This is a genomic window from Brevundimonas albigilva (genome assembly GCF_023573565.1).
Classification (GTDB): Bacteria; Pseudomonadota; Alphaproteobacteria; order Caulobacterales; family Caulobacteraceae; genus Brevundimonas; species Brevundimonas albigilva.
This window is the reverse complement of the sequence record NZ_CP097649.1, coordinates 12,800-30,732: the sequence shown is the minus strand read 5'-3', so window position 1 is coordinate 30,732 and position 17,933 is coordinate 12,800. Positions and strand designations below refer to the sequence as shown.

Genomic DNA, 17,933 nt, shown 5'->3' with positions numbered 1-17,933 from the left:
TGGATGTAGCGGCTCGCACGTCCGCCGTCACGCCGCCTTTGGCGTCCGCAGGTCCAGTTCGTCCATCACCGCGCGCATCTGGCCGTAGCAGCCGCAGGCGGCCGCCTTCAGCCCGTTCCGGTCCAACACCCGCACCCAGCCGCGCCCGCGCTCGATCAGGCCCCGATCCTCCAGGCTGCCGCCCACCTCCGAGACCGTGGCGCGGCGCACGCCCAGCATTCCCGCGATGTCGGCCTGGGTCAGTTCGAAACGCGCTTCTCCGGCCCGGTCGTGAAGCGACAGCAGCCAGCGCGCCAGCCGTTCGTCCAGGGCGTGGCGGGCGTTGCAGGCCGCGACCTGCTGCACCTGGGCCATCAGCGCCTCGGTGAAGCGCGCCAGCGCCAGCCTCAGGCTTTCGCTGTCGTCCATGGCGGCCGAGAAGGCGTCGGCCGAACAGCAGGCGGCCTCGCCCGGCAGAAGCGCCACGGCCTGGCTGGCGGCCCGGGCGTTCAAGGGGCCGCAGGTCACGCCGACCACCCCCTCGCGCCCGATCACGGCCGTCTCCACCCGCTTGTCGTCGTCCAGCAGCGTCATCAGGGAGATCACGCCCGTGGTGGGGAACCACACGGCGTCCACGTCCTGCCCCTCGCGGAACAGCACCTGGCCGTGGTCGAAGGCGCGCGTCTCCAGGACCGGCGCAAGGCGCGCGCGGTCGGAGGCCGAAAGGGCGGCGAGCCAGAGATTGGTCATGCGGCGTCCTTCCTGGGTTCCATATGGCGGCGCTTGGGGATGAACGCCGAAGCTTGGCGGGGCGTTCCGGGACCTTTGCGGGGCGATGTCGTGGCGCTTGCGAGGCGTCCGCGGGCGCCCTACGCCAGGGACAAAATGAGGAAACGCGCATGACCGACGCCCGTCTTGACCTTGCCGAAGCCCTGGCCGCCCTGCCCGCCTGGCGCGCCGATGACGGTCCTCGGGAGGCGCTCGTCCGCCGGCTGGTCTTCGCCGACTTCAACGCCGCCTTCGGCTTCATGACGCGCGTGGCCCTGCTGGCCGACAAGATGGACCATCACCCGGAATGGTCGAACGTCTACAATCGCGTCGACGTGCTGCTGACCACCCATGACGCGGACGGCGTGACCCGGCGCGACGTCGAGATGGCCCGCTTCATCGACCAGGTCGCCGAAGCGATGGGAGCCGGCGCATGAGCGCGCCCCGTCCCGGCCGGGTCGCCGGCAAGACCGCCCTGATCACCGGCGCCGCGGGCGGCCTGGGCCAGGCGATGGCCTTCATGCTGGCCCGCGAGGGCGCGACCGTGGCCGTGACCGACATCGAGGGCGACCGCGCCGCCGACCTGGCCGCGCGCCTCAACGCCGCAATCCCCGGCGCCGCCTTCGCCTACGCCCACGACGTGGCGAGCGAGGCGGATTGGGAACGGGTGATCGCCGCCGCCGTCGCCGACCTGGGCGGCCTGTCGGTCCTGATCAACAACGCCGGCGTCGGCGGCCCCCTGGCCTTCGTCGAGCAGGATACGGTCGAGAACTGGCAACGCCAGTACGAGATCAACCTGCGCTCGGTCATGCTGGGCGCCAAGCACGCCATGCCGCATCTGCGCGCCGCCGCGCCCGCCTCGATCGTCAACATCTCCTCGATCGCCGGCCTGGCCGCCGCGCCGGGCATGGGCGCCTACAACGCCACCAAGGCCGGGGTGTGGATGTACACCAAGACCCTGGCGCTGGAGGCCGCCAAGGCCGACTGGAACGTGCGCTGCAACTCGGTCCACCCGGTCTTCATCAGGACGCCGATCCTGGACCCCTTCGTCGCCATGGCCGGCGGCGACGAGGCCAAGGCCCACGAGCGCCTGTCGCGCGGCATCCCGCTGAAGCGAATCGGCGAACCGGACGACGTGGCCTACTGCGTCCTGTACCTGGCCTCCGACGAATCGAAGTTCGTCACCGGCGCCGAGTTCAAGATCGACGGCGGCATGACGGCGCAATAGGTCGCGCGCGACCTATTGCTTCTTTGTTGGCCTACCGCGCTTCGCGCTGCTTGAGGCTGCGACGCCTAGCTTACCGCGCTTGCGCTGCTTGAGGCCGTGAAGGCGCGCCTGTCGCTTATTCGGGATTGAGGCCGCCCGCGCCTTGCTGTAAGCGGCGTCTTCCGGCGTCACCGCCGTGCACGCACCCGTAGCTCAGCTGGATAGAGTACTGCCCTCCGAAGGCAAAGCTAAGTCAAGCGCGCTGTGGGTGAAGGCAAAGAAAATCGAGGGAAACCAAGCGATTGGCGGAACTCGAAGGAAGCAGGAAAACTGCTTCCGTGGTCGCGGAAGCACTGCGGAAGCAAATTGAAGGAGGATATGGAGTACGAACGGCGACAATCGGCAGCGGATTTTTGGCCACCCCGTTTGCATTCGTTCGATTGCTGGATTCTCGATTGACCCTGATCGGTCACGAGCCCTATCTGAATACCGATGCACCCATAGCTCAGCTGGATAGAGCGCACCCCTCCGAAGGGTGAGGTCTCAGGTTCGAATCCTGATGGGTGCGCCATTTCGGTACAGACAATTTACTACGGCGCTTAGAGAGCGACCCTTCCAGCGAGGAAGCGGACCAGCCTGAGCCCGGCGAATAATGCTCCGGTAGATAGCGCAACCGACGCCGCCACATAGATAGCAGCGTAGATCGGCTGCCCCCGCTCCCATAGCAGCGCTGTTTCCAGAGAGAACGTCGAGAAGGTTGTGAATCCACCGATGACGCCTGTTGTCAGGAACAGGCGCGCAGGCTGCGGAAGCCCAGTCTTGATGGCCCAATACTCGACGACCATTCCTACTAGGAAAGATCCGGTAATATTGATGGCAAGCGTGCCAAAGGGAAAGCTCGTGCCGAAACATTTGAGCGCCAGTAGGCTGACGCCGTGACGAGCCATGCCCCCGATACCAGATCCTATGAAGACGAGAAGAAAACCCACGCATGCCTCCCTTAGCGCCCAACGGCGCGAAAGCAGGCGTCATCAGCACCAGCGCGGTTATAAGGGAGACACCATTCCCTTTGAGAAAATATCAGTGCGAGAGGCAGGCGACAACAGGTGGCACCACTCACGCCGCGTTGTGCGCCAGTTTCACTTCGAGGATGCGGACTCCAGCCGGGGTGGTCATAAACTCAATCCGCCAAACCCCAAGGCGCGATGCTGTTGGAAATCGTCTTGGCGATTTTCTGATACGCCTTGTGGCGTGGCGAAGCCGTCCGCCAGACCATGGTCAACTCCCTGACCGGCGCGCCGATTGAGAGCGGTCGCGATACCACCTGCGTCTCCCGCTGGACGTCTGACCGCACATAGAGAGCCGGCAGAAGAGATATTCCCATACCGCAAGTCACCATGAGCCTGAGCGTGTCCAGCGTCGTGCCCGCGTAGTCCGTAGCATGGGCTGCGCCGACCTTATCGCAAAGCCGGGCGATCTGATCGTGAATTCGGTGCCCCCGTTCCATACTCAGAATCGTTTCGCCTGCCAGATTCTTCGGATCAACGGTGTCGAATGCGGCCAGGCGATGATCGGCCTGAACGACAAGGTGCAGGGGCTCACACAGCAAGACGACGCTGGTGAACTCGGGATCGTCCAGTCTTTCGGGAAGCAGCAGCACATCGTGAGCACCATCGGATAATTTGCCCGGCAGATTTTCGAGCCGATCCTCCCTGACCATGATGCGTAAATCGGGGTAAGACTCCCGAAGCTGTGGCACATGACGTGATGGTGTGGACGACCTCCACCTGACCAGCTTTTCTGGGGTGTCGTCATCAGGGACGTCACGTCTAGGAGCGGTATCATGCAGACCATCGCTGTCGTCGGGCTCGATCTGGCGAAGACTGTTTTTCAGGTTCACGGAGTTGGGGCTGACGGCACTGTCGTCGTGAGGCGGCAACTGCGACGCGGCCAGGTCTTGGGCTTCTTCCAGTCGATCGGCCCCTGCCTCGTCGGCATTGAAGCGTGCGCCTCTGCCCATCATTGGGCGCGTGAGCTGATGGCGATCGGCCACGAGGTGCGGCTCATGCCGCCAGCGTATGTGAAGGCCTATGTGAAGCGCGGCAAGACCGACGCCGCCGACGCTGAGGCAATCGCCGAGGCCGTTACACGGCCGACCATGCGGTTCGTGGCCGTGAAGTCCAAGGCGCAGCAGGCTGTGTTGATGCTGCACAAGACCCGGGATCTCCTGGTTCGCCAGAGAACGATGCTGATCAACGCTCTGCGGGGCCACCTCGGAGAGTTCGGCATCATCGCCCCTCAAGGCCCGGCGGGGGTGCAGGCGGCTCTCAGGGCTCTTCGGGAAGAGGAACAGGATCTGCCCGATCTGGCGCGTGCCGCGCTGGGAGGCCTGGCAGACCAGCTTGACCATCTCGGCGCAGAGATCGGACGATTGGAACGCCGGATTCTTGAGTGGCACCGCCAGGATGAGACGAGCCGGCGGCTAGCGACCATCCCGGGCATCGGGCCGATCACCGCCAGCGCCATGGCCGCCAGCGCGCCGGATCCGACGCTGTTCAAATCAGGCCGGCAGTTTGCGGCTTGGTTGGGGCTCACCCCGCGCGCCAACAGTAGTGGCGGAAAGGAACGCCAGGGCGGCATCAGCAAGATGGGCGACAGCTACCTTCGACGCCTTCTGGTCGTTGGGGCGACGGCTGTCCTGCGAATGGCCCGCCAGCGAGGACGCGAGGGCTGGGTGGGCAATCTGCTCGAACGCAAAAAGCCCAAGGTCGCCGCCGTAGCCTTGGCCAACAAGACCGCTCGCATCGCCTGGACCCTGATGGCGCGACAGGAGGACTACAGGCCCATGACGGCATAGAGATCGGCCCGGTCTTCACCAGGGACCGACGCCGCAGACGAAGAGTGGTGAGACGTGATGACGAACCGGCCGCAGCCGGGGACAGGTGAAACCCAGGGGGTCAGAGCGCCTTGAGCGCGTTGACGTGATTAGGGAGCCCGTCCGCGGACTTCATCAAGGCCAGCAGCGCACACAGCTGCATCAACAGGCCGAACACATGACTGCACTCGACCGAGCGCCAACGTCGTTTTCACTCTTGCGTCTGGGAGGTCGTCCACACATGATGACGAACCGGCCGCAGCCGGGGACAGGTGAAACCCAGGGGGTCAGAGCGCCTTGAGCGCGTTGACGTGATTAGGGAGCCCGTCCGCGGACTTCATCAAGGCCAGCAGCGCACACAGCTGCATCAACAGGCCGAACACATGACTGCACTCGACCGAGCGCCAACGTCGTTTTCACTCTTGCGTCTGGGAGGTCGTCCACACATGACGTCCCTGATGACGACACCCCAGAAAAGCTGGTCAGGTGGAGGTCGTCCACACCATCACGTCACACAGCGAGCGAAAGCACATAGCCTCCTACGGTCTGGACCACACCTAATCGCAACGGGCCACGCGGCACGTCCGCTTCATCGTGGCGGGCGATTTCCCGAATGTCCTCGACTTCGGCAACAACGCTTCTCGCGCGTCGCGCGATCTCCGAACCGACGGGTGTCATTAACACTTTGGTCCGCGTGCGCTCTACAAGCTGGACCCCTAGCCGGTTCTCCATCTCCTTGAGCTGCATGCTCAACGTGGGCTGCGTCACGTTGCACGCGTCCGCTGCGCGGCTGAAATTTCCATGGTCGGCTACGGCGATGAGGTATCGCAATTGTTGAACGCTTGGCATGAGACATACTTATAGACGATCTCTATTAGATGCCAAGGAGCTTTCGATTTTCCTTTGGTCGCAATTTGTGGTTCTTGGGGCTCGCTCGCAGGTTCTGCCCGATGAGCGCCAGCCCATGCGTGTTGAGCAGGCAACCCGCCTCGGCAACGAGGCGCTGCCAAACGCGTCACCAAAACGAAACGAGTCTGCGTGTCCCTGATCTCCATTCTTCTACTATCAGCTTTGGGTTCCGTTGCTGCATGGCGGGTGGGGCGGCACGTTTCATCCGGTCTGAAGCACGTCGCTGCACTTCTACCTATCGCCCTTTTTGCCTGCTTCATCTTTCACATTGAGCCGGTGGCCTCCGGCGGGGTCGTCACCGATACGGCCGCATGGGTGCCCTCTTTGGGAATCGACCTGGCTTTCAGGCTGGACGGATTTTCGCTTCTGTTCGCTCTCCTGATTACCGGCATCGGCTCGCTCGTGACGATCTATGCCACGAGCTATTTTTCTGAGGCCGATGCACGCGAGCGCGCCCGCTTCGTCTTCCTGATCCATCTGTTTATGACAGCGATGCTCGGGACGGTGCTGTCGGACAACCTCATTGTCATGTTCGTGTTCTGGGAAGCGACAAGCCTGACCTCCTTCATGCTGATCGGCTTCGAGACCGCGAAGACGGAGGCCCGCCGCGCCGCGTTGCAGTCGCTGCTCATTACCTGTGGCGGCGGGCTGGCGCTGCTCGGCGCGATCCTGCTCATCGGCATGGAGCTTGGCTCATTTTCGTTGGCCGCCATCACCGCCCGGGCGCCGGAACTTGTCGCAAGCCCGTTGCTGCCGGCCGTGATCGTCCTGCTTCTGATCGGGACATTCACCAAGTCGGCGCAGTTTCCCTTTCACTTCTGGCTCCCGAAGGCCATGGCCGCACCGACGCCGGCCTCGGCCTATCTGCACTCTGCGACCATGGTGAAGCTGGGCGTCTATCTGCTTGCCCGCTTCGACGGCATCTTTGCCGGCGTCCCGGCCTACGGGGTGATCCTCGTCACCTTCGGCCTGCTCACCATGTCGATAGCGGCCTTCAACGCGATCCGCGCGACTGGCTATAAGGCCATTCTGGCGCAATCGACCGTGGCCTCGCTCGGTATTCTGGTGATGCTGATCGGCCTCGATGGTCCTGTGTCGTCCGTAGCGGTCATCGGCTTCATTCTATCCCACGCCCTCTACAAGGCGGCGCTGTTCTTCTGCGCGGGCACAGCTATCCACGCCACTCACATCACCGAGTTGCGCAAGCTCGGCGGTCTCGCCAAGCATCTGCCGTTCACGGCGGCAGCGGCGGTTCTGGCAAGTCTGTCCATGGCCGGACTGCCGCCCTTTGTGGGCTTCATCGCCAAGGAATACCTGTTTGAAGCGCAGCTCCAGAGCAGTTGGAGCGCGATCGCCGTGATCGTCGCCGTGCTGGTCAACGGCGTCATGGTTGCCGTCGCCGGTGCGGTGTCGCTTCGCCCCTTCTTCCGGGGGCGCGGCAAGATCGAGCATGTGCATCATGGGGAGACGCCCGGCCTTCTGATCGGGCCGATGCTGCTGGCTATCCTCGGCGTCGTATTCGGCATCGCACCGCACCTGATCGTGGACAACCTGATCGCTCCTGCGGCCGGTGCCCTGCGCGGTTCACCTGTCCAGGTTTCATTTTCGCTATGGCACGGCCTGACCCCGATGCTGGGTCTGAGCGCTGCCGTGGTGATCCTCGGTATCGCGCTGATGTGGAAGTGGAATGAGTTTCATCGCGCCATTGGTCAGATGAGGCTCGTCCAGAAAATCGATGCCGACCGGGCCTATTATCGGGTTGTAGATAGGGTGCTGGGGACAGCACGCGCCACAACCCGATGGCTCCAGAACGGGGATCAACGGCGATACACCCTAACCGTGGCATCGTCGCTGCTGATCGTGGCCGGTTATGCCCTTGTGACAGGGGGACCGCTGAACCTGACGTGGAGCGGCGGGGAAATCCTCCCGTTTCCGGCCATCATCCTGATTCTGGCGATAGTAGGATGTGTCGTAGCCATTAGATCGACCTCTCTGGTCACGGGGCTCGTCGGCATCGGCATTGTCGGCTACGGCTCGGCGCTGCTCTTTCTCGCCAACGGAGCACCCGATCTGGCGCTCACCCAATTCGCGGTCGAGACCCTTGTGCTGGTCGTGCTGATGGCCGTTCTCGTGCGCTTGCCGACCGATGCGCCCAAAACGCGATCGCCAAGGGAAAGCCGGATCGATGCGGGCATTGCAACTATCTTTGGCTTCCTCGTCTTCGGCGGCCTTGCAACCATGACGGCCCAGCCGTTCGACACCCGCCTGTCCGATTTCTATGGCGCGACCAGCTATCTCGAAGCGCGGGGGCACAACGTCGTCAACGTCATCATCGTTGATTACCGCGCCTTCGATACCGTCGGGGAGGTTGCCGTTGTGGCCTTCGCCACCCTTGCGGTTTGGGCGCTGCTCAAGCGCCGCCGTGCCGGAAAGGGGAGCTGACCATGCGCTCGGTGATCTTCTCCGCCATGGCCAGGGCGTTCTTCTGGATCATGCTGGCCGTCTCGGTGCTGATCCTTCTGCGAGGCCACGACCAGCCCGGAGGCGGCTTCGTCGGCGGCCTGGTCGCCGCCATGGCGATCGGTGTCGTGGCGCTTGCCGATGGCGTCGCCGCCGCCCGCCGTCGTCTCGTCGCACAACCTGTCGTCCTGCTCGGTCTTGGAGGGCTGCTGACCATCGTCAGCGGCATCCCGGGCTTTGTCGCGGGCGGGGGGTTTCTCGCGCATCAATGGCTCATCTTCGACAACGGATTCAAGCTCGGCACGACCATGGTGTTCGACCTCGGCGTCTATCTCGTCGTGTTGGGCGGGATGCTGTCCCTTGTCTTCCGCCTCTACGAGGATGCGCCATGAACCTGATCTATTCCGCCGGCTTCGCCGCCATCATGGCTTGCGGTGTTTACCTCCTGCTGTCCCGGCACGTCATGCGCATCGTGTATGGCGTGATCCTGATCTCGGCCTCGGTCAACCTCGTCCTCTTCCTCTCGGGCAGGATCGGCCCTAATCCGCCCCCCGTGATCCCGTCCGGAGAGACGGTCCTTTCTGCCGGGGCCGCCAATCCGCTGCCCCAAGCGCTGGTGCTGACGGCCATCGTCATCGGCTTTTCGCTGGTCGCCTTTGCTGTGGCGCTGGCGCTCCAGACCTTTCGAACCATTGGAACGCTGGACAGTCGGAAGCTGAACCAGGCGGAAGCGCTGGGCTCGCCCTATGAGGAGGGCAAGAGCCAATGATCGGGTTCATCACGTCAAATGTCATCCTCTGGCCGATTGTCGTGCCGCTCACCGGCGCGATGCTTGCGATGCTGTTTTGGTCATCGCCGGCCGCACAGCGTATCGTCACGGCCGCCGCATTGGCGGCGATGCTGGCGGCCGCTCTGCTCCTGCTCAACCGCGTCCTCTCCGATGGGCAGATCGCGTTGACCTTCGGGGGCTGGGCTCCCCCCTTCGGCATCAGCTTCGTCGCCGATCGACTTGGAACGGCCATGGTGATGGTGACGGCGTTGCTCGCCGCTGCGGTCATGCTGTTCGGTCGCGCCGATATTCGGGGCCGTCAGGAGCGCTCGGGGTTCCATCCCCTCATGCTCGGCATGCTCGCCTCGATCAACGGCGCATTCCTCACCGGAGATCTCTTCAATCTCTATGTCTGGTTCGAGATCATGCTCATCACGGCGATGGGCCTGCTGGTCATCGACCGGACCCGCGCGCAACTGGATGGCACGATCAAATATGCGGTGCTGAACCTCTTCAGCACATTGCTGTTCCTGCTGGCCATCGCCATCGTTTACGGGGTTACGGGAACGCTCAACATGGCGGACCTGTCCGTTGTCCTTGGTCAGACGCAGGACAATAACGCGCTAGCCCTGGCCGCCGCCCTGTTCCTCGTCGGCTTCGGCATCAAGGCGGGCTACTTCCCGCTCTTCTTCTGGCTTCCCGGCTCCTATCACACGGCCTCGATGACGGTAGCCGCGATCTTCGCGGGCCTGCTGACCAAGGTGGGCGTTTACGCGACCTTCCGCATTTTCTCGCTGTTCTTCGAAGGCGGCGAGGCCATGCGGGACGTGATGGCGATCATGGCGGCCGGCACCATGCTGTTCGGGGTGTTCGGTGCCGCCGTGCAGTGGGACGTTCGCCGCATCCTCTCATTCCACATCATCAGCCAGATTGGCTACATGCTGCTCGGCCTTGCGCTTGGAACCCCGGCCGCGCTGGGCGGTGCGGCCTTCTACATCGTCCATCACATCATCGTTAAGGCCAATCTGTTCCTGATCGCCGGAGCCATCTATCGCGCCAGCGGAACCTTCGACCTGCGCAAGTCGGGCGGCCTGATGGCGAGCCATCCGATGCTGGCCCTGCTGTTCTCAATTCCTGCCTTGTCCCTCGCCGGCATCCCGCCCCTGTCGGGATTTTGGGCCAAGGTCATGGTCATCGACGCCTCCTTTCAGGCTGGCGCCGGCTGGCTGGCGGCCGTTGGGCTGTTCGTCGGCCTGCTGACGATCTTCTCCATGAGCAAAATCTGGATCGAAGCGTTCTGGAAGCCCGCACCGTTGGGCCGCACCAGGCCCCGACCGGTGCCTGCCGTCATGCTGGTGTCCATCGCGACCCTTGGCGCGATCACTGTCTGGATCGGCCTGCAACCCGAGCCTTTGGTGAACTATGCCCTTGCGACAGGAGAAAGCCTTCTGGATCGGAGCGCGTATGTCCGGGCCACCTTTGCCGGCACCACGGGAGAACTGCCATGATAGGGCGCATCATCAGGCGGTGGTGGCTCGTCGCACTTCTGGCGCTCGTCTTTCTACGCGAGCTGGCCAAGTCGTCTTGGGCCGTGGCGAGAGCGGCCTTCGCCGTCGAGCAGCGGAACACACCCGCAATCATCGCTGTCCCGATCGGCCTTAGAACCGATTTCGGTATCGCGATGCTTGCCAATCTCGTGTCGCTGACGCCGGGCACGACCTCCCTTCATGTCAGCGATGATCGCAAGATTCTCTACGTCCATTGCCTCGACGCGCCAGTGGTCGACGAGATCGTGGCCGATATCAAGGACACGTTCGAGCGGCGCATAGCGGAGATTGAAGCATGATCGCGAATCTCGACCTTCTTCTTTCTCAAATCGCGGCGGGCCTGCTCGTCGTCCTGCTCGTCCCTTTGACGATGACCTTGCTGCGGATGCTGCGAGGGCCGAGCTATGCCGACCGCTTTGTCGCGCTTGATATGCTTACGGGCCTCGCTGTTGCCATGGGCGCATTGACCATGGCCGCCACCGGGCGTCGCGAGTTTCTCGACGTGGCGCTTGGTTTGGCGATCTTCGGGTTTGTAGGCACCTGCGCTCTTGCGGCGTTTTTGGAGCACAAGGGAGGCGGCAAATCATGACTCTTATCCTCGCCATGGTCGGGATCGTGCTGAAGCTCGCAGGCGTCGTTTTCCTGTTCGCCGCTGCTTTGGGTGTGCTGCGCTTCAAGGATGTTTTGCAGCGTATGCACGCCGCCACCAAAGCAGGCACGATAGGCGCGGGCCTGGTGATCCTGGGTTCGCTTGCCAATGCGTCGGACATGGAAACCATCGTCATCGGCCTGCTGGCAATCGCGTTTCTGCTGTTTACCGCACCCGTTGCTGGGCATTTACTCGGTCGAGCTGCGTACACTTCGGGGGCACCACTTCAGGGCCTCGCCTCAGAACATGCCTTAACTGGGGTTCTTCAGCGCATAGCGAAGCGGCGGGGCGATGAGGCACAATCGACCCACTTGGCGCAGCCCGATTCATGATGATCAGGTTTACGGTGTGACTTAGCCATGGCGAAGGTGTCAATCCACGCCATCGAGCTTCGCCATCTCCGCTACTTCGTGGCTGCCGCCGAGTATGGCAGCTTTCGAAAAGCTGGTGCGAGCATAGGCATTCAGCAATCTGCTCTCAGCCGTCGTATTCGCGATCTGGAATATCATCTCGGAGCGGCGCTATTCCACCGTCATAGCGGTGGGGTTACCCTCACGTTCGCCGGTCAGCAATTTCTTCGCCGTGCCCGGCAGATTTTGCGGAATGTCGGTGAGGGGTTGCACGATATCGCCTCTATCGGTCGCTCAGAGCATGGCCGTGTCAAGATCGGCATCTACTCCTCGATTGCCTCGGGCTTTCTAGCGGAGTTACTGCAGCGATATGCCGACGGTCATCCGAAGGTCCAGCTCGATCTGATTGATGACAATCCAGCCGAGCATGTTGCAGCCATTCGCCAGCTTCGCATCGACGTCGCGTTCGTCACCGGCGAGCGGACTTGGTCAGGTTGTCAATCAGCGCGGCTGTGGTCAGAGCGAGTTTTCGCAGTTCTCCCGACGAGTCATTTCCTGGCCGAAGAGGCGGAGGTCCGATGGGAGCAGCTCGCTGAGGAAATGTTTATCATCAACGACATGGCACCCGGCCAGGAAATCCATGACTATCTGATCCAAAGCCTCGCGGCATTCGGTCATCACCCGTCAATCAGGACACAGCGCGTCGGCAGGGAAAACCTGTTGTCGTTGGTCGCGCTAAACTGCGGCATCACCATAGTCAGTGAGGCCATGACCGCTGCGGCTTTTCCAAACATCTTGTATCGCCCCATCGCCGGAGAGATTCTGCCCTTTGGCGCCGTTTGGTCGGACAAGAACGAAAATCCCGCCCTACGTCGACTGCTGGATCTTGCTATGTCTATGGCAAGATTGCACGGAGCAAACTCGCTCACTCTGCCGAGCGAGACGATTGAACCGAGCGCCGCAGCCTCGCGAATCCCCGATCGGTTGCAATGAAACGCTCCAGCATGGGCACGATTAACTTCATGGGATCGCTGATATTCCGGCCAGTCTCCTGCCCGAGAGCGTCAGCATAGGCAAGAAGATCGCGGTGAAGAGTGGCCGGGAGTTCCACGGTCGTCTTTACGGGCTTTTCTTCGACAATCGCTCCCAATTTCAACTTCGCCATATCAGCCTCTGTAAGGTTCGAGTACTAAGTCGCGTGTGACGATGACCCGGACGGGATAACCGGGGCGGATCGTCAACGTGGGCGCGATCTGCAGTTGACGCCGAATAATTTGCTGGCCTGCATCATTGATCGTGTCTTGCGCCCCATCGCGGATCGCGCGGATCAGGCGGTCTTCATCGCTAACGGCACGTTGCGAGCCGACGGCCAGCAAGGTCGAGAGGCCTACGGCTTTCGCTAGATCCCACCAGTGATAGTCGACGCCATCCTGGAGGCCGGCATACCCTTGGGTATCGGCGCCCGGTTGCCTCTCCAAAACGATCGAACGGCCGTTCGGAAGGATCAGCCTGTTCCAGACGAGAAGAACACGGCGTTGCCCAAAGCCGACGTCGTTGCTGTATTCCCCGATAATTCGTGTCCCCTGGGGCACGATGAGCACGCGACCGGTAGGGCTATCGTAGATATTTTCCGTCACCTGCGCGGTAATCTGTCCGGGCAGATCGGAGCGTATGCCCGTGATCAGTGCGGCGGGGATGACGGCACCGGCCTGAAGAACGTAGGGAGAGGCGGGAGCCACTACACGATCGGCCGATACGGTGCGGCGATCGACCGGACCATTCAGGAATGCGAGCTGACGTTCCTGAGCCGTTCGTGCTGCGCCAGGCATTTCGAGACTAGGCATACCAAGCGTCGCCGTTTCCGCAGGCGCGGTGGTAGCTCCAGGCCCGGTTTGAAAAAAGACTCGGCTGATGCGCGCCGCTTCCATTTCCGCCAGTCGACGTTGTTCCTCCGGATCGGGTTGGGGCGACGCCACGGGCGGGGGAACGACGGGTTGACCACGATTTTGCGCATCGAGGATCGGGCGGCCGAGATCGCCAGGGAGCGGCGGACCGAGAACAGGGCCAGAATAATCCCGCGGAAGGCCTGCGAGGCCGTCGGCAGTCGGACGGTTCTCGGTCGAGTAAAGTTCCCGATCGCTGTCGCCAGCGTCGCGCGTCTGCAACGCATAGATCAGGGCACCGCCGATGCCGACGCTGACGATAAGTCCGGCGGTCGCGAGCACCTTGCGGGAGAGACGAGTTATGCGTGGCGGTTCAGCGCGTAGGCGCATGGGTTCAGCCGATTCAGCGGTCGCTCCTGTCAGCGCTTCGTCCCTATTCGTTTCATTGTTGCTCACGATGCGGGCCTCCCGTCGGTGCGGACGATCCTGACGGTTTGCTGGCGATCGCCGCCTCCGAGGCGCAGCTCGGCGGCGGCGAAGATCCGGTCTACGATCAGGATGTTCTGGTAAATTCGACTGTTGACGATCTGAGGTTCGCCGTCCGAGCCAAGGACGAAGATGGGCGGCATTTCGCCTTGGGCGATGCCGCGTGGAAACTCCACATAGACCCGCCGGCCATCGTCATAGACGGAGACCGGCCGCCAGGGCGGCGTGTCGCCGGTCAACCCATAGCGATACCGCCGCTGCGATGCCGCAGGAATGACGGGCGTTGCCGGAATATTCAGACGCTGGGAGGCCGGCAGCTTGGGATAGGCCCAAGCTATCGCCGGCATGTAAGGTGTTTCGGCGGCGCGCAGCTCGATCATGTATATGCGCCGGTCGGTCGTAATCACCAGATTGGTCGAGATGCCGGTCCTTGTGGGCTTCACCAGCACATGGACACGCCGGGTAATGCCCGATCCGCTTTCGGTGTCGCCGATGATCCAACGCGCTGTATCGCCAGCAGCGATCGGACCGGCGCCGGTGAGGCGTTCGCCTGGCTCGAGCGCGATGTTCGTGATCTGGCCCGGCGAGGCATACACCTGATAGAGGGCACCTTCGCTCCATGGATAAATCTGAATGGAGTTGTAGTAGCCTTCGCGTCGGGGCTCGATCCGCGCCGCGGCATTGGCGTTTCCGACGCGTCCAGTGGGTGAATTCGCGGCGGTCCCACCGCGCGCCGGCACCCAGGCCGGCGGTATGTGCAATGGACGCGGTCGTTCTTCAACGACAGGCGCTGGCGCAGCCGGTAGAGGCGGCACGCTTTCGTCGTAGCTGATCTGCGACGGCTTGGTGGTCGCGCATCCCGCCAGCGTGGTGGCGGAAAGAAGCGCAAGCACCAAGGCGGATTTACGGAAAGCCGGAGTGCCGGCTTTGCTGAGAGCCGGACTCATTGCGACATCTCCCGCGACCAGTTGATGGCGTTGACGTAGATTCCTAACGGATTGGCGCGCAGCCGTTCGGCGTCGCGCGGGGGCTGGATCACGATGGTGAGGATCGCGGTCCAGCGCTCGGTCGTGGCGAGCTGGCCGTTCTCGTAGCGCCTCTCTGTCCAGGCCACGCGGAAAGAGTCCGGCGAAGCGCGAATGACGCTCGACACTTCCACCGCGATCTGCTGCCGCCCGACTTTGGTGAACGGGTCATTGGCGCGGGCGTAGTCGTTGAGGGCGGCTGCGCCACGGTCTGTCGTCCATTCGTAGGCGCGAAGCCAATTCTGACGGACAATGATCGCGTCGGCCGGGATGGCGCGAACCTGCTCAATGAAGCGGCCGAGATGGAAGGCAATCTGCGGATCGGTCGGCCGATAATCGGCCACGGCGGGGGCGACGCTCTGGGCCTGGCCGAAACGATCGACCTGAACGACCCAGGGCACCACAGTGCCGCGCGCCGATTGCAAGACCAGTGCCGTGGCGAAACCCGCGGACAGGATCAGCGAGCCAAAGGCCATAGCGCGCCAGTTCCTGGCCTGCACACGGGCGGAGCCGATGCGGTCGTCCCAGACTTGTGCAGCCTTCTGATAGGGCGTCACCGGCTCGGGCGACTTGCCGTAGTGGGTTGTGGGGCGTTTGAACAAGCTCATTAGCGGTCACTTTCGGAGAGGTTGACGGAAGAGCCGCCGCCGTGGCTGTCGCCGGCGCGAACGGCATGAGCGGCGACTGTTGCGCCGTGCCCGATTGAACGGCTGCGCTGCATGCGCCTGGCCCAGGCGGGAGGACCTTCGCGGGAGCCGGCCGAACTGTCGGCAGCAGGTTCCCCGCCGATGGTCCCTTTGGTTGAGGAACCGCCCGTGGCCCCGAAGCCGGCCTTGGCGCCGTCGGAGAAGCTGGATTTCATGCTGTCGGCGGCGCGCGAGGTGGCGCGCTTCAGCGGGGAGACGGTCGCCGCGCTCGCAGCGCGGGCGACGCCGCCGAGACCGGATGCGACGCCCGCCGCGCCGGACTGGCCCAGGGAACCGAGGCTGTACGCGGCGCTCGCACCACCCGCGGCTGCGGCGCCTCCGCGGGCGACAGCAGCGCCGCCAGAGAGCGCCGCCGCGCTTCCCTTTACGGCCAGGCCGGCGGCGCCACCTGCGGCAAGCGCCGCCCCGCCGACCGCAAGGCCGGTACCAACGGCGGCGCCGGCGCTGAGCTGCGGCCCGCCCTGAACCAAGCCGGCGGCGATGCCGGGACCGAAGATGCCGAGACCCAGCAGGGAAAGCGCAGCCAGCACGACAGCCATGGCGTCGTCGATCGTCGGCGTCTGGCCTCCGAATCCGGTCGTGAACTGTGAAAACAGTGTCGAGCCGATGCCGATGATAACGGCGAGAACCAACACCTTGATGCCGGAGGAGACGACGTTGCCCAGCACGCGCTCGGCCATGAACGCGGTCTTTCCGAAGAGCCCAAAGGGGATCAGAACAAAGCCGGCAAGCGTCGTCAGCTTGAACTCGATCAACGTGACGAAGAGCTGGATGGCGAGAATGAAGAAGGCGAGGATGACCAGCGCCCAGGCGAAGAGCAGACACGCGATCTGGATGAAATTCTCGAAAAAGCTGATCCATCCCATCAGATCGGAGATGGACTCCAGCAGCGGCCGTGCCGCATCCAGCCCGGTTTGAGCGACCTTTCCGGGCCGCATCAGATCCTGAGCCGTGAAGCTCGTGCCCGATCCCTTCAGGCCGAGGCCGGCGAAGGATTCGAAAATGATTCTGGCGAGGTTGTTCCAGTTGCCGATGATGTAGGCGAAGGCGCCGACGAAGAGGGTCTTCTTGACGAGCCGCGCGATGATGTCGTCGTCAGCGCCCCAGCTCCAGAACAACGCGGCGAGCGTCACATCGATCACTATGAGCGTGGTCGCAATGAAGGCGACCTCGCCACCAAGCAATCCGAAGCCGCTGTCGATATAGGAGGTGAAGACCCCCAGGAAATTGTCGATGACGCCTGAGCCGCCCATGATTCAGCGCCCTTCCTGAGGCTGGGGCGCCGGGGGCGTCGCACGCCCGAGGAAGCGGTCGCGGGTTTCCGCCCAGACGCGCATGCAGGCCGGATCGCTGGCAGCCTCTTGGCCAAGCTGCTGGCACCGGCGCTGCGCATCCCGAAGCGGATCTCGCATCGCCTGAACCGGCCTGACCGGCTGCTGCGACGGAAGTGGTTCCTTTCGGGTCATCTCGATCGCTGTCGCCGTGATGGCGATGGCGACGAAGACGACTGCGCCCAGCCGGGCCAGCATCTTGCCGTCCATGGCTACGCCCTCAGTTGCCGTTGCCGTACATCCGGGCATTGCCCGGCTGATAGCCGGCACCGGGCGTCAGGAAGCGACGGCGCTGTTCGCGTCCCTGCTCGGCAGCGGCCCCACGCTCGGCCTCGGTCAACGCACCCGACCGGCCGTTGGCCGAGATCAGCGCGATCAGATCCGAGAGCTGTTGCGACTGGAGTGCGAGGAGCTGGTTGCCGGCCTGCGTCGCCTGCAGCGCTCCCGTCGCGCCCTGACTCTGGCCGACAAGGGAGGACATCTCGGCGCGGTTGGTGTCGATATTGGTGACGACGCCGGCCTGCACGCGCATGGCGTCCTGGAGACCGCCGACCGTATTCTGCCAGCGCGTGCGGGCGCCGGAGATCAGTTCGGCATCCGTAGCCGAGAGCGAAGCCCGGCCATATTGCTGCTGAAACATCCGGTCGACATTCTGGACGTCGAAGGCGATGTTCTGCGCCTGCTGCAAGAGCTGCTGCGTGCGTTGGACGTTCTGCTGAAGCTGCTGCAGCGACGAGTATGGAAGGCTGGCGAGGTTGCGCGCTTGGTTGATGAGGCCCTGCGCCTCGTTCTGAAGCGAGCGTATCTGATTGTTGATCTGTTCGAGCGAGCGCGCCGCCGTCAGGACGTTCTGAGCGTAATTGGTGGGATCATAGACCACCCACTGCGCCGCGGCCGGCGGCGACAGCATAGGCGCCATAGCGATCGGCATTGCCAACAGGGTTGCGGCGAGCCGAAGCGCGCGGCGGGGGGAACGATGGGTCGTCAT

General features: G+C 63.3%; 22 protein-coding genes, 1 tRNA gene and 1 riboswitch. Of the genes, 12 read left to right on the top strand and 11 right to left on the bottom strand.

What is annotated here, in order from left to right; genetic code table 11:
* Window positions 1–27: 27 nt before the first annotated feature.
* Entirely contained in the window at window positions 28–729 is a 702-nt protein-coding gene (locus M8231_RS00185; protein WP_249751702.1) for a Crp/Fnr family transcriptional regulator, read from the bottom strand.
* Window positions 730–878: 149 nt separating this feature from the next.
* Here M8231_RS00185 and M8231_RS00180 point away from each other — a divergent pair, with 149 nt between their 5' ends.
* The 3 genes from M8231_RS00180 (at window position 879) to M8231_RS00170 (ending at window position 2,525) form a co-directional block, all read left to right on the top strand.
* On the top strand, window positions 879–1,184 hold the full coding sequence (locus M8231_RS00180) for a 4a-hydroxytetrahydrobiopterin dehydratase (protein WP_249751703.1): 306 nt from the start codon (window positions 879–881) through the stop codon (window positions 1,182–1,184).
* Window positions 1,181–1,975 (top strand): SDR family oxidoreductase, encoded by a 795-nt coding sequence (locus M8231_RS00175; protein WP_250201990.1) that lies wholly within the window; start codon window positions 1,181–1,183, stop codon window positions 1,973–1,975. Before M8231_RS00180 ends, M8231_RS00175 begins: the two co-directional genes overlap by 4 nt.
* 473 nt (window positions 1,976–2,448) lie before the next feature.
* Window positions 2,449–2,525 (top strand) — tRNA-Arg (locus M8231_RS00170).
* A 28-nt stretch (window positions 2,526–2,553) separates the two neighbouring features.
* Here M8231_RS00170 and crcB read toward each other — a convergent pair.
* Window positions 2,554–2,943: a fluoride efflux transporter CrcB gene (gene crcB / locus M8231_RS00165; protein WP_039247165.1), complete on the bottom strand. Its 390-nt coding sequence runs from the start codon at window positions 2,941–2,943 to the stop codon at window positions 2,554–2,556.
* A 26-nt stretch (window positions 2,944–2,969) separates the two neighbouring features.
* A riboswitch (Fluoride riboswitch) is annotated at window positions 2,970–3,031 on the bottom strand.
* A 103-nt stretch (window positions 3,032–3,134) separates the two neighbouring features.
* Window positions 3,135–3,674, bottom strand: a complete 540-nt coding sequence (locus M8231_RS00160; RefSeq protein ID WP_250201989.1) for a LysR substrate-binding domain-containing protein — start codon at window positions 3,672–3,674, stop codon at window positions 3,135–3,137.
* A gap of 123 nt (window positions 3,675–3,797) precedes the next feature.
* Here M8231_RS00160 and M8231_RS00155 point away from each other — a divergent pair, with 123 nt between their 5' ends.
* Window positions 3,798–4,811, top strand: a complete 1,014-nt coding sequence (locus tag M8231_RS00155; RefSeq protein ID WP_205681960.1) for an IS110 family RNA-guided transposase — start codon at window positions 3,798–3,800, stop codon at window positions 4,809–4,811.
* A 528-nt stretch (window positions 4,812–5,339) separates the two neighbouring features.
* On the opposite strand, the gene M8231_RS00150 is transcribed toward M8231_RS00155, so the two are convergent.
* Window positions 5,340–5,660, bottom strand: coding sequence for a LysR family transcriptional regulator (locus M8231_RS00150; protein ID WP_250201988.1), 321 nt, complete (start codon window positions 5,658–5,660; stop codon window positions 5,340–5,342).
* A gap of 207 nt (window positions 5,661–5,867) precedes the next feature.
* Here M8231_RS00150 and mbhE point away from each other — a divergent pair, with 207 nt between their 5' ends.
* From mbhE to M8231_RS00110, 8 genes are read left to right on the top strand one after another with little or no spacing between them, the layout of a single operon-like run.
* Window positions 5,868–8,180: a hydrogen gas-evolving membrane-bound hydrogenase subunit E gene (gene mbhE / locus M8231_RS00145; protein ID WP_205618581.1), complete on the top strand. Its 2,313-nt coding sequence runs from the start codon at window positions 5,868–5,870 to the stop codon at window positions 8,178–8,180.
* 2 nt (window positions 8,181–8,182) lie between these two features.
* Entirely contained in the window at window positions 8,183–8,590 is a 408-nt protein-coding gene (locus M8231_RS00140) for an MnhB domain-containing protein (RefSeq protein WP_039246136.1), read from the top strand.
* Complete coding sequence (locus M8231_RS00135; RefSeq protein WP_039246135.1) at window positions 8,587–8,967, top strand: NADH-quinone oxidoreductase subunit K; 381 nt, start codon at window positions 8,587–8,589, stop codon at window positions 8,965–8,967. The genes M8231_RS00140 and M8231_RS00135 overlap by 4 nt, the downstream gene beginning before the upstream one ends.
* Window positions 8,964–10,475 (top strand): proton-conducting transporter transmembrane domain-containing protein, encoded by a 1,512-nt coding sequence (locus tag M8231_RS00130; RefSeq protein ID WP_250201987.1) that lies wholly within the window; start codon window positions 8,964–8,966, stop codon window positions 10,473–10,475. Before M8231_RS00135 ends, M8231_RS00130 begins: the two co-directional genes overlap by 4 nt.
* Complete coding sequence (locus M8231_RS00125; RefSeq protein WP_039246132.1) at window positions 10,472–10,813, top strand: Na+/H+ antiporter subunit E; 342 nt, start codon at window positions 10,472–10,474, stop codon at window positions 10,811–10,813. Before M8231_RS00130 ends, M8231_RS00125 begins: the two co-directional genes overlap by 4 nt.
* The gene (locus tag M8231_RS00120) at window positions 10,810–11,103 is read left to right on the top strand and encodes an MrpF/PhaF family protein (RefSeq protein WP_052247720.1); all 294 of its coding nucleotides are present in this window, start codon (window positions 10,810–10,812) and stop codon (window positions 11,101–11,103) included. Before M8231_RS00125 ends, M8231_RS00120 begins: the two co-directional genes overlap by 4 nt.
* Window positions 11,100–11,495, top strand: coding sequence for a monovalent cation/H(+) antiporter subunit G (gene mnhG, locus M8231_RS00115; RefSeq protein WP_205618580.1), 396 nt, complete (start codon window positions 11,100–11,102; stop codon window positions 11,493–11,495). The genes M8231_RS00120 and mnhG overlap by 4 nt, the downstream gene beginning before the upstream one ends.
* 27 nt (window positions 11,496–11,522) lie before the next feature.
* Window positions 11,523–12,506 (top strand): LysR family transcriptional regulator, encoded by a 984-nt coding sequence (locus tag M8231_RS00110; RefSeq protein WP_039246130.1) that lies wholly within the window; start codon window positions 11,523–11,525, stop codon window positions 12,504–12,506.
* Here M8231_RS00110 and M8231_RS00105 read toward each other — a convergent pair.
* Genes M8231_RS00105 through trbJ form a run of 7 tightly spaced genes read right to left on the bottom strand, consistent with a single transcriptional unit; the run spans window position 12,439 to window position 17,933 of the window.
* Entirely contained in the window at window positions 12,439–12,678 is a 240-nt protein-coding gene (locus tag M8231_RS00105) for a DUF2274 domain-containing protein (RefSeq protein ID WP_084140360.1), read from the bottom strand. The two genes, M8231_RS00110 and M8231_RS00105, sit on opposite strands and share 68 nt — an antisense overlap.
* A gap of 1 nt (window position 12,679) precedes the next feature.
* Window positions 12,680–13,852, bottom strand: a complete 1,173-nt coding sequence (locus M8231_RS00100; protein WP_140926855.1) for a TraB/TrbI/VirB10 family type IV secretion system protein — start codon at window positions 13,850–13,852, stop codon at window positions 12,680–12,682.
* Window positions 13,849–14,829, bottom strand: a complete 981-nt coding sequence (gene trbG, locus M8231_RS00095) for a P-type conjugative transfer protein TrbG (protein WP_039248291.1) — start codon at window positions 14,827–14,829, stop codon at window positions 13,849–13,851. Before trbG ends, M8231_RS00100 begins: the two co-directional genes overlap by 4 nt.
* A complete protein-coding gene (trbF, locus tag M8231_RS00090; protein ID WP_430803293.1) occupies window positions 14,826–15,509 on the bottom strand; it encodes a conjugal transfer protein TrbF in 684 nt (227 codons plus the stop codon). The genes trbG and trbF overlap by 4 nt, the downstream gene beginning before the upstream one ends.
* A 5-nt stretch (window positions 15,510–15,514) precedes the next feature.
* Entirely contained in the window at window positions 15,515–16,867 is a 1,353-nt protein-coding gene (trbL, locus tag M8231_RS00085) for a P-type conjugative transfer protein TrbL (protein WP_039248287.1), read from the bottom strand.
* Window positions 16,868–16,870: 3 nt separating this feature from the next.
* Window positions 16,871–17,155, bottom strand: coding sequence for a putative entry exclusion protein TrbK-alt (trbK-alt, locus tag M8231_RS00080; protein WP_039248284.1), 285 nt, complete (start codon window positions 17,153–17,155; stop codon window positions 16,871–16,873).
* 10 nt (window positions 17,156–17,165) lie between these two features.
* Window positions 17,166–17,933 (bottom strand): P-type conjugative transfer protein TrbJ, encoded by a 768-nt coding sequence (gene trbJ / locus M8231_RS00075; RefSeq protein ID WP_250201986.1) that lies wholly within the window; start codon window positions 17,931–17,933, stop codon window positions 17,166–17,168.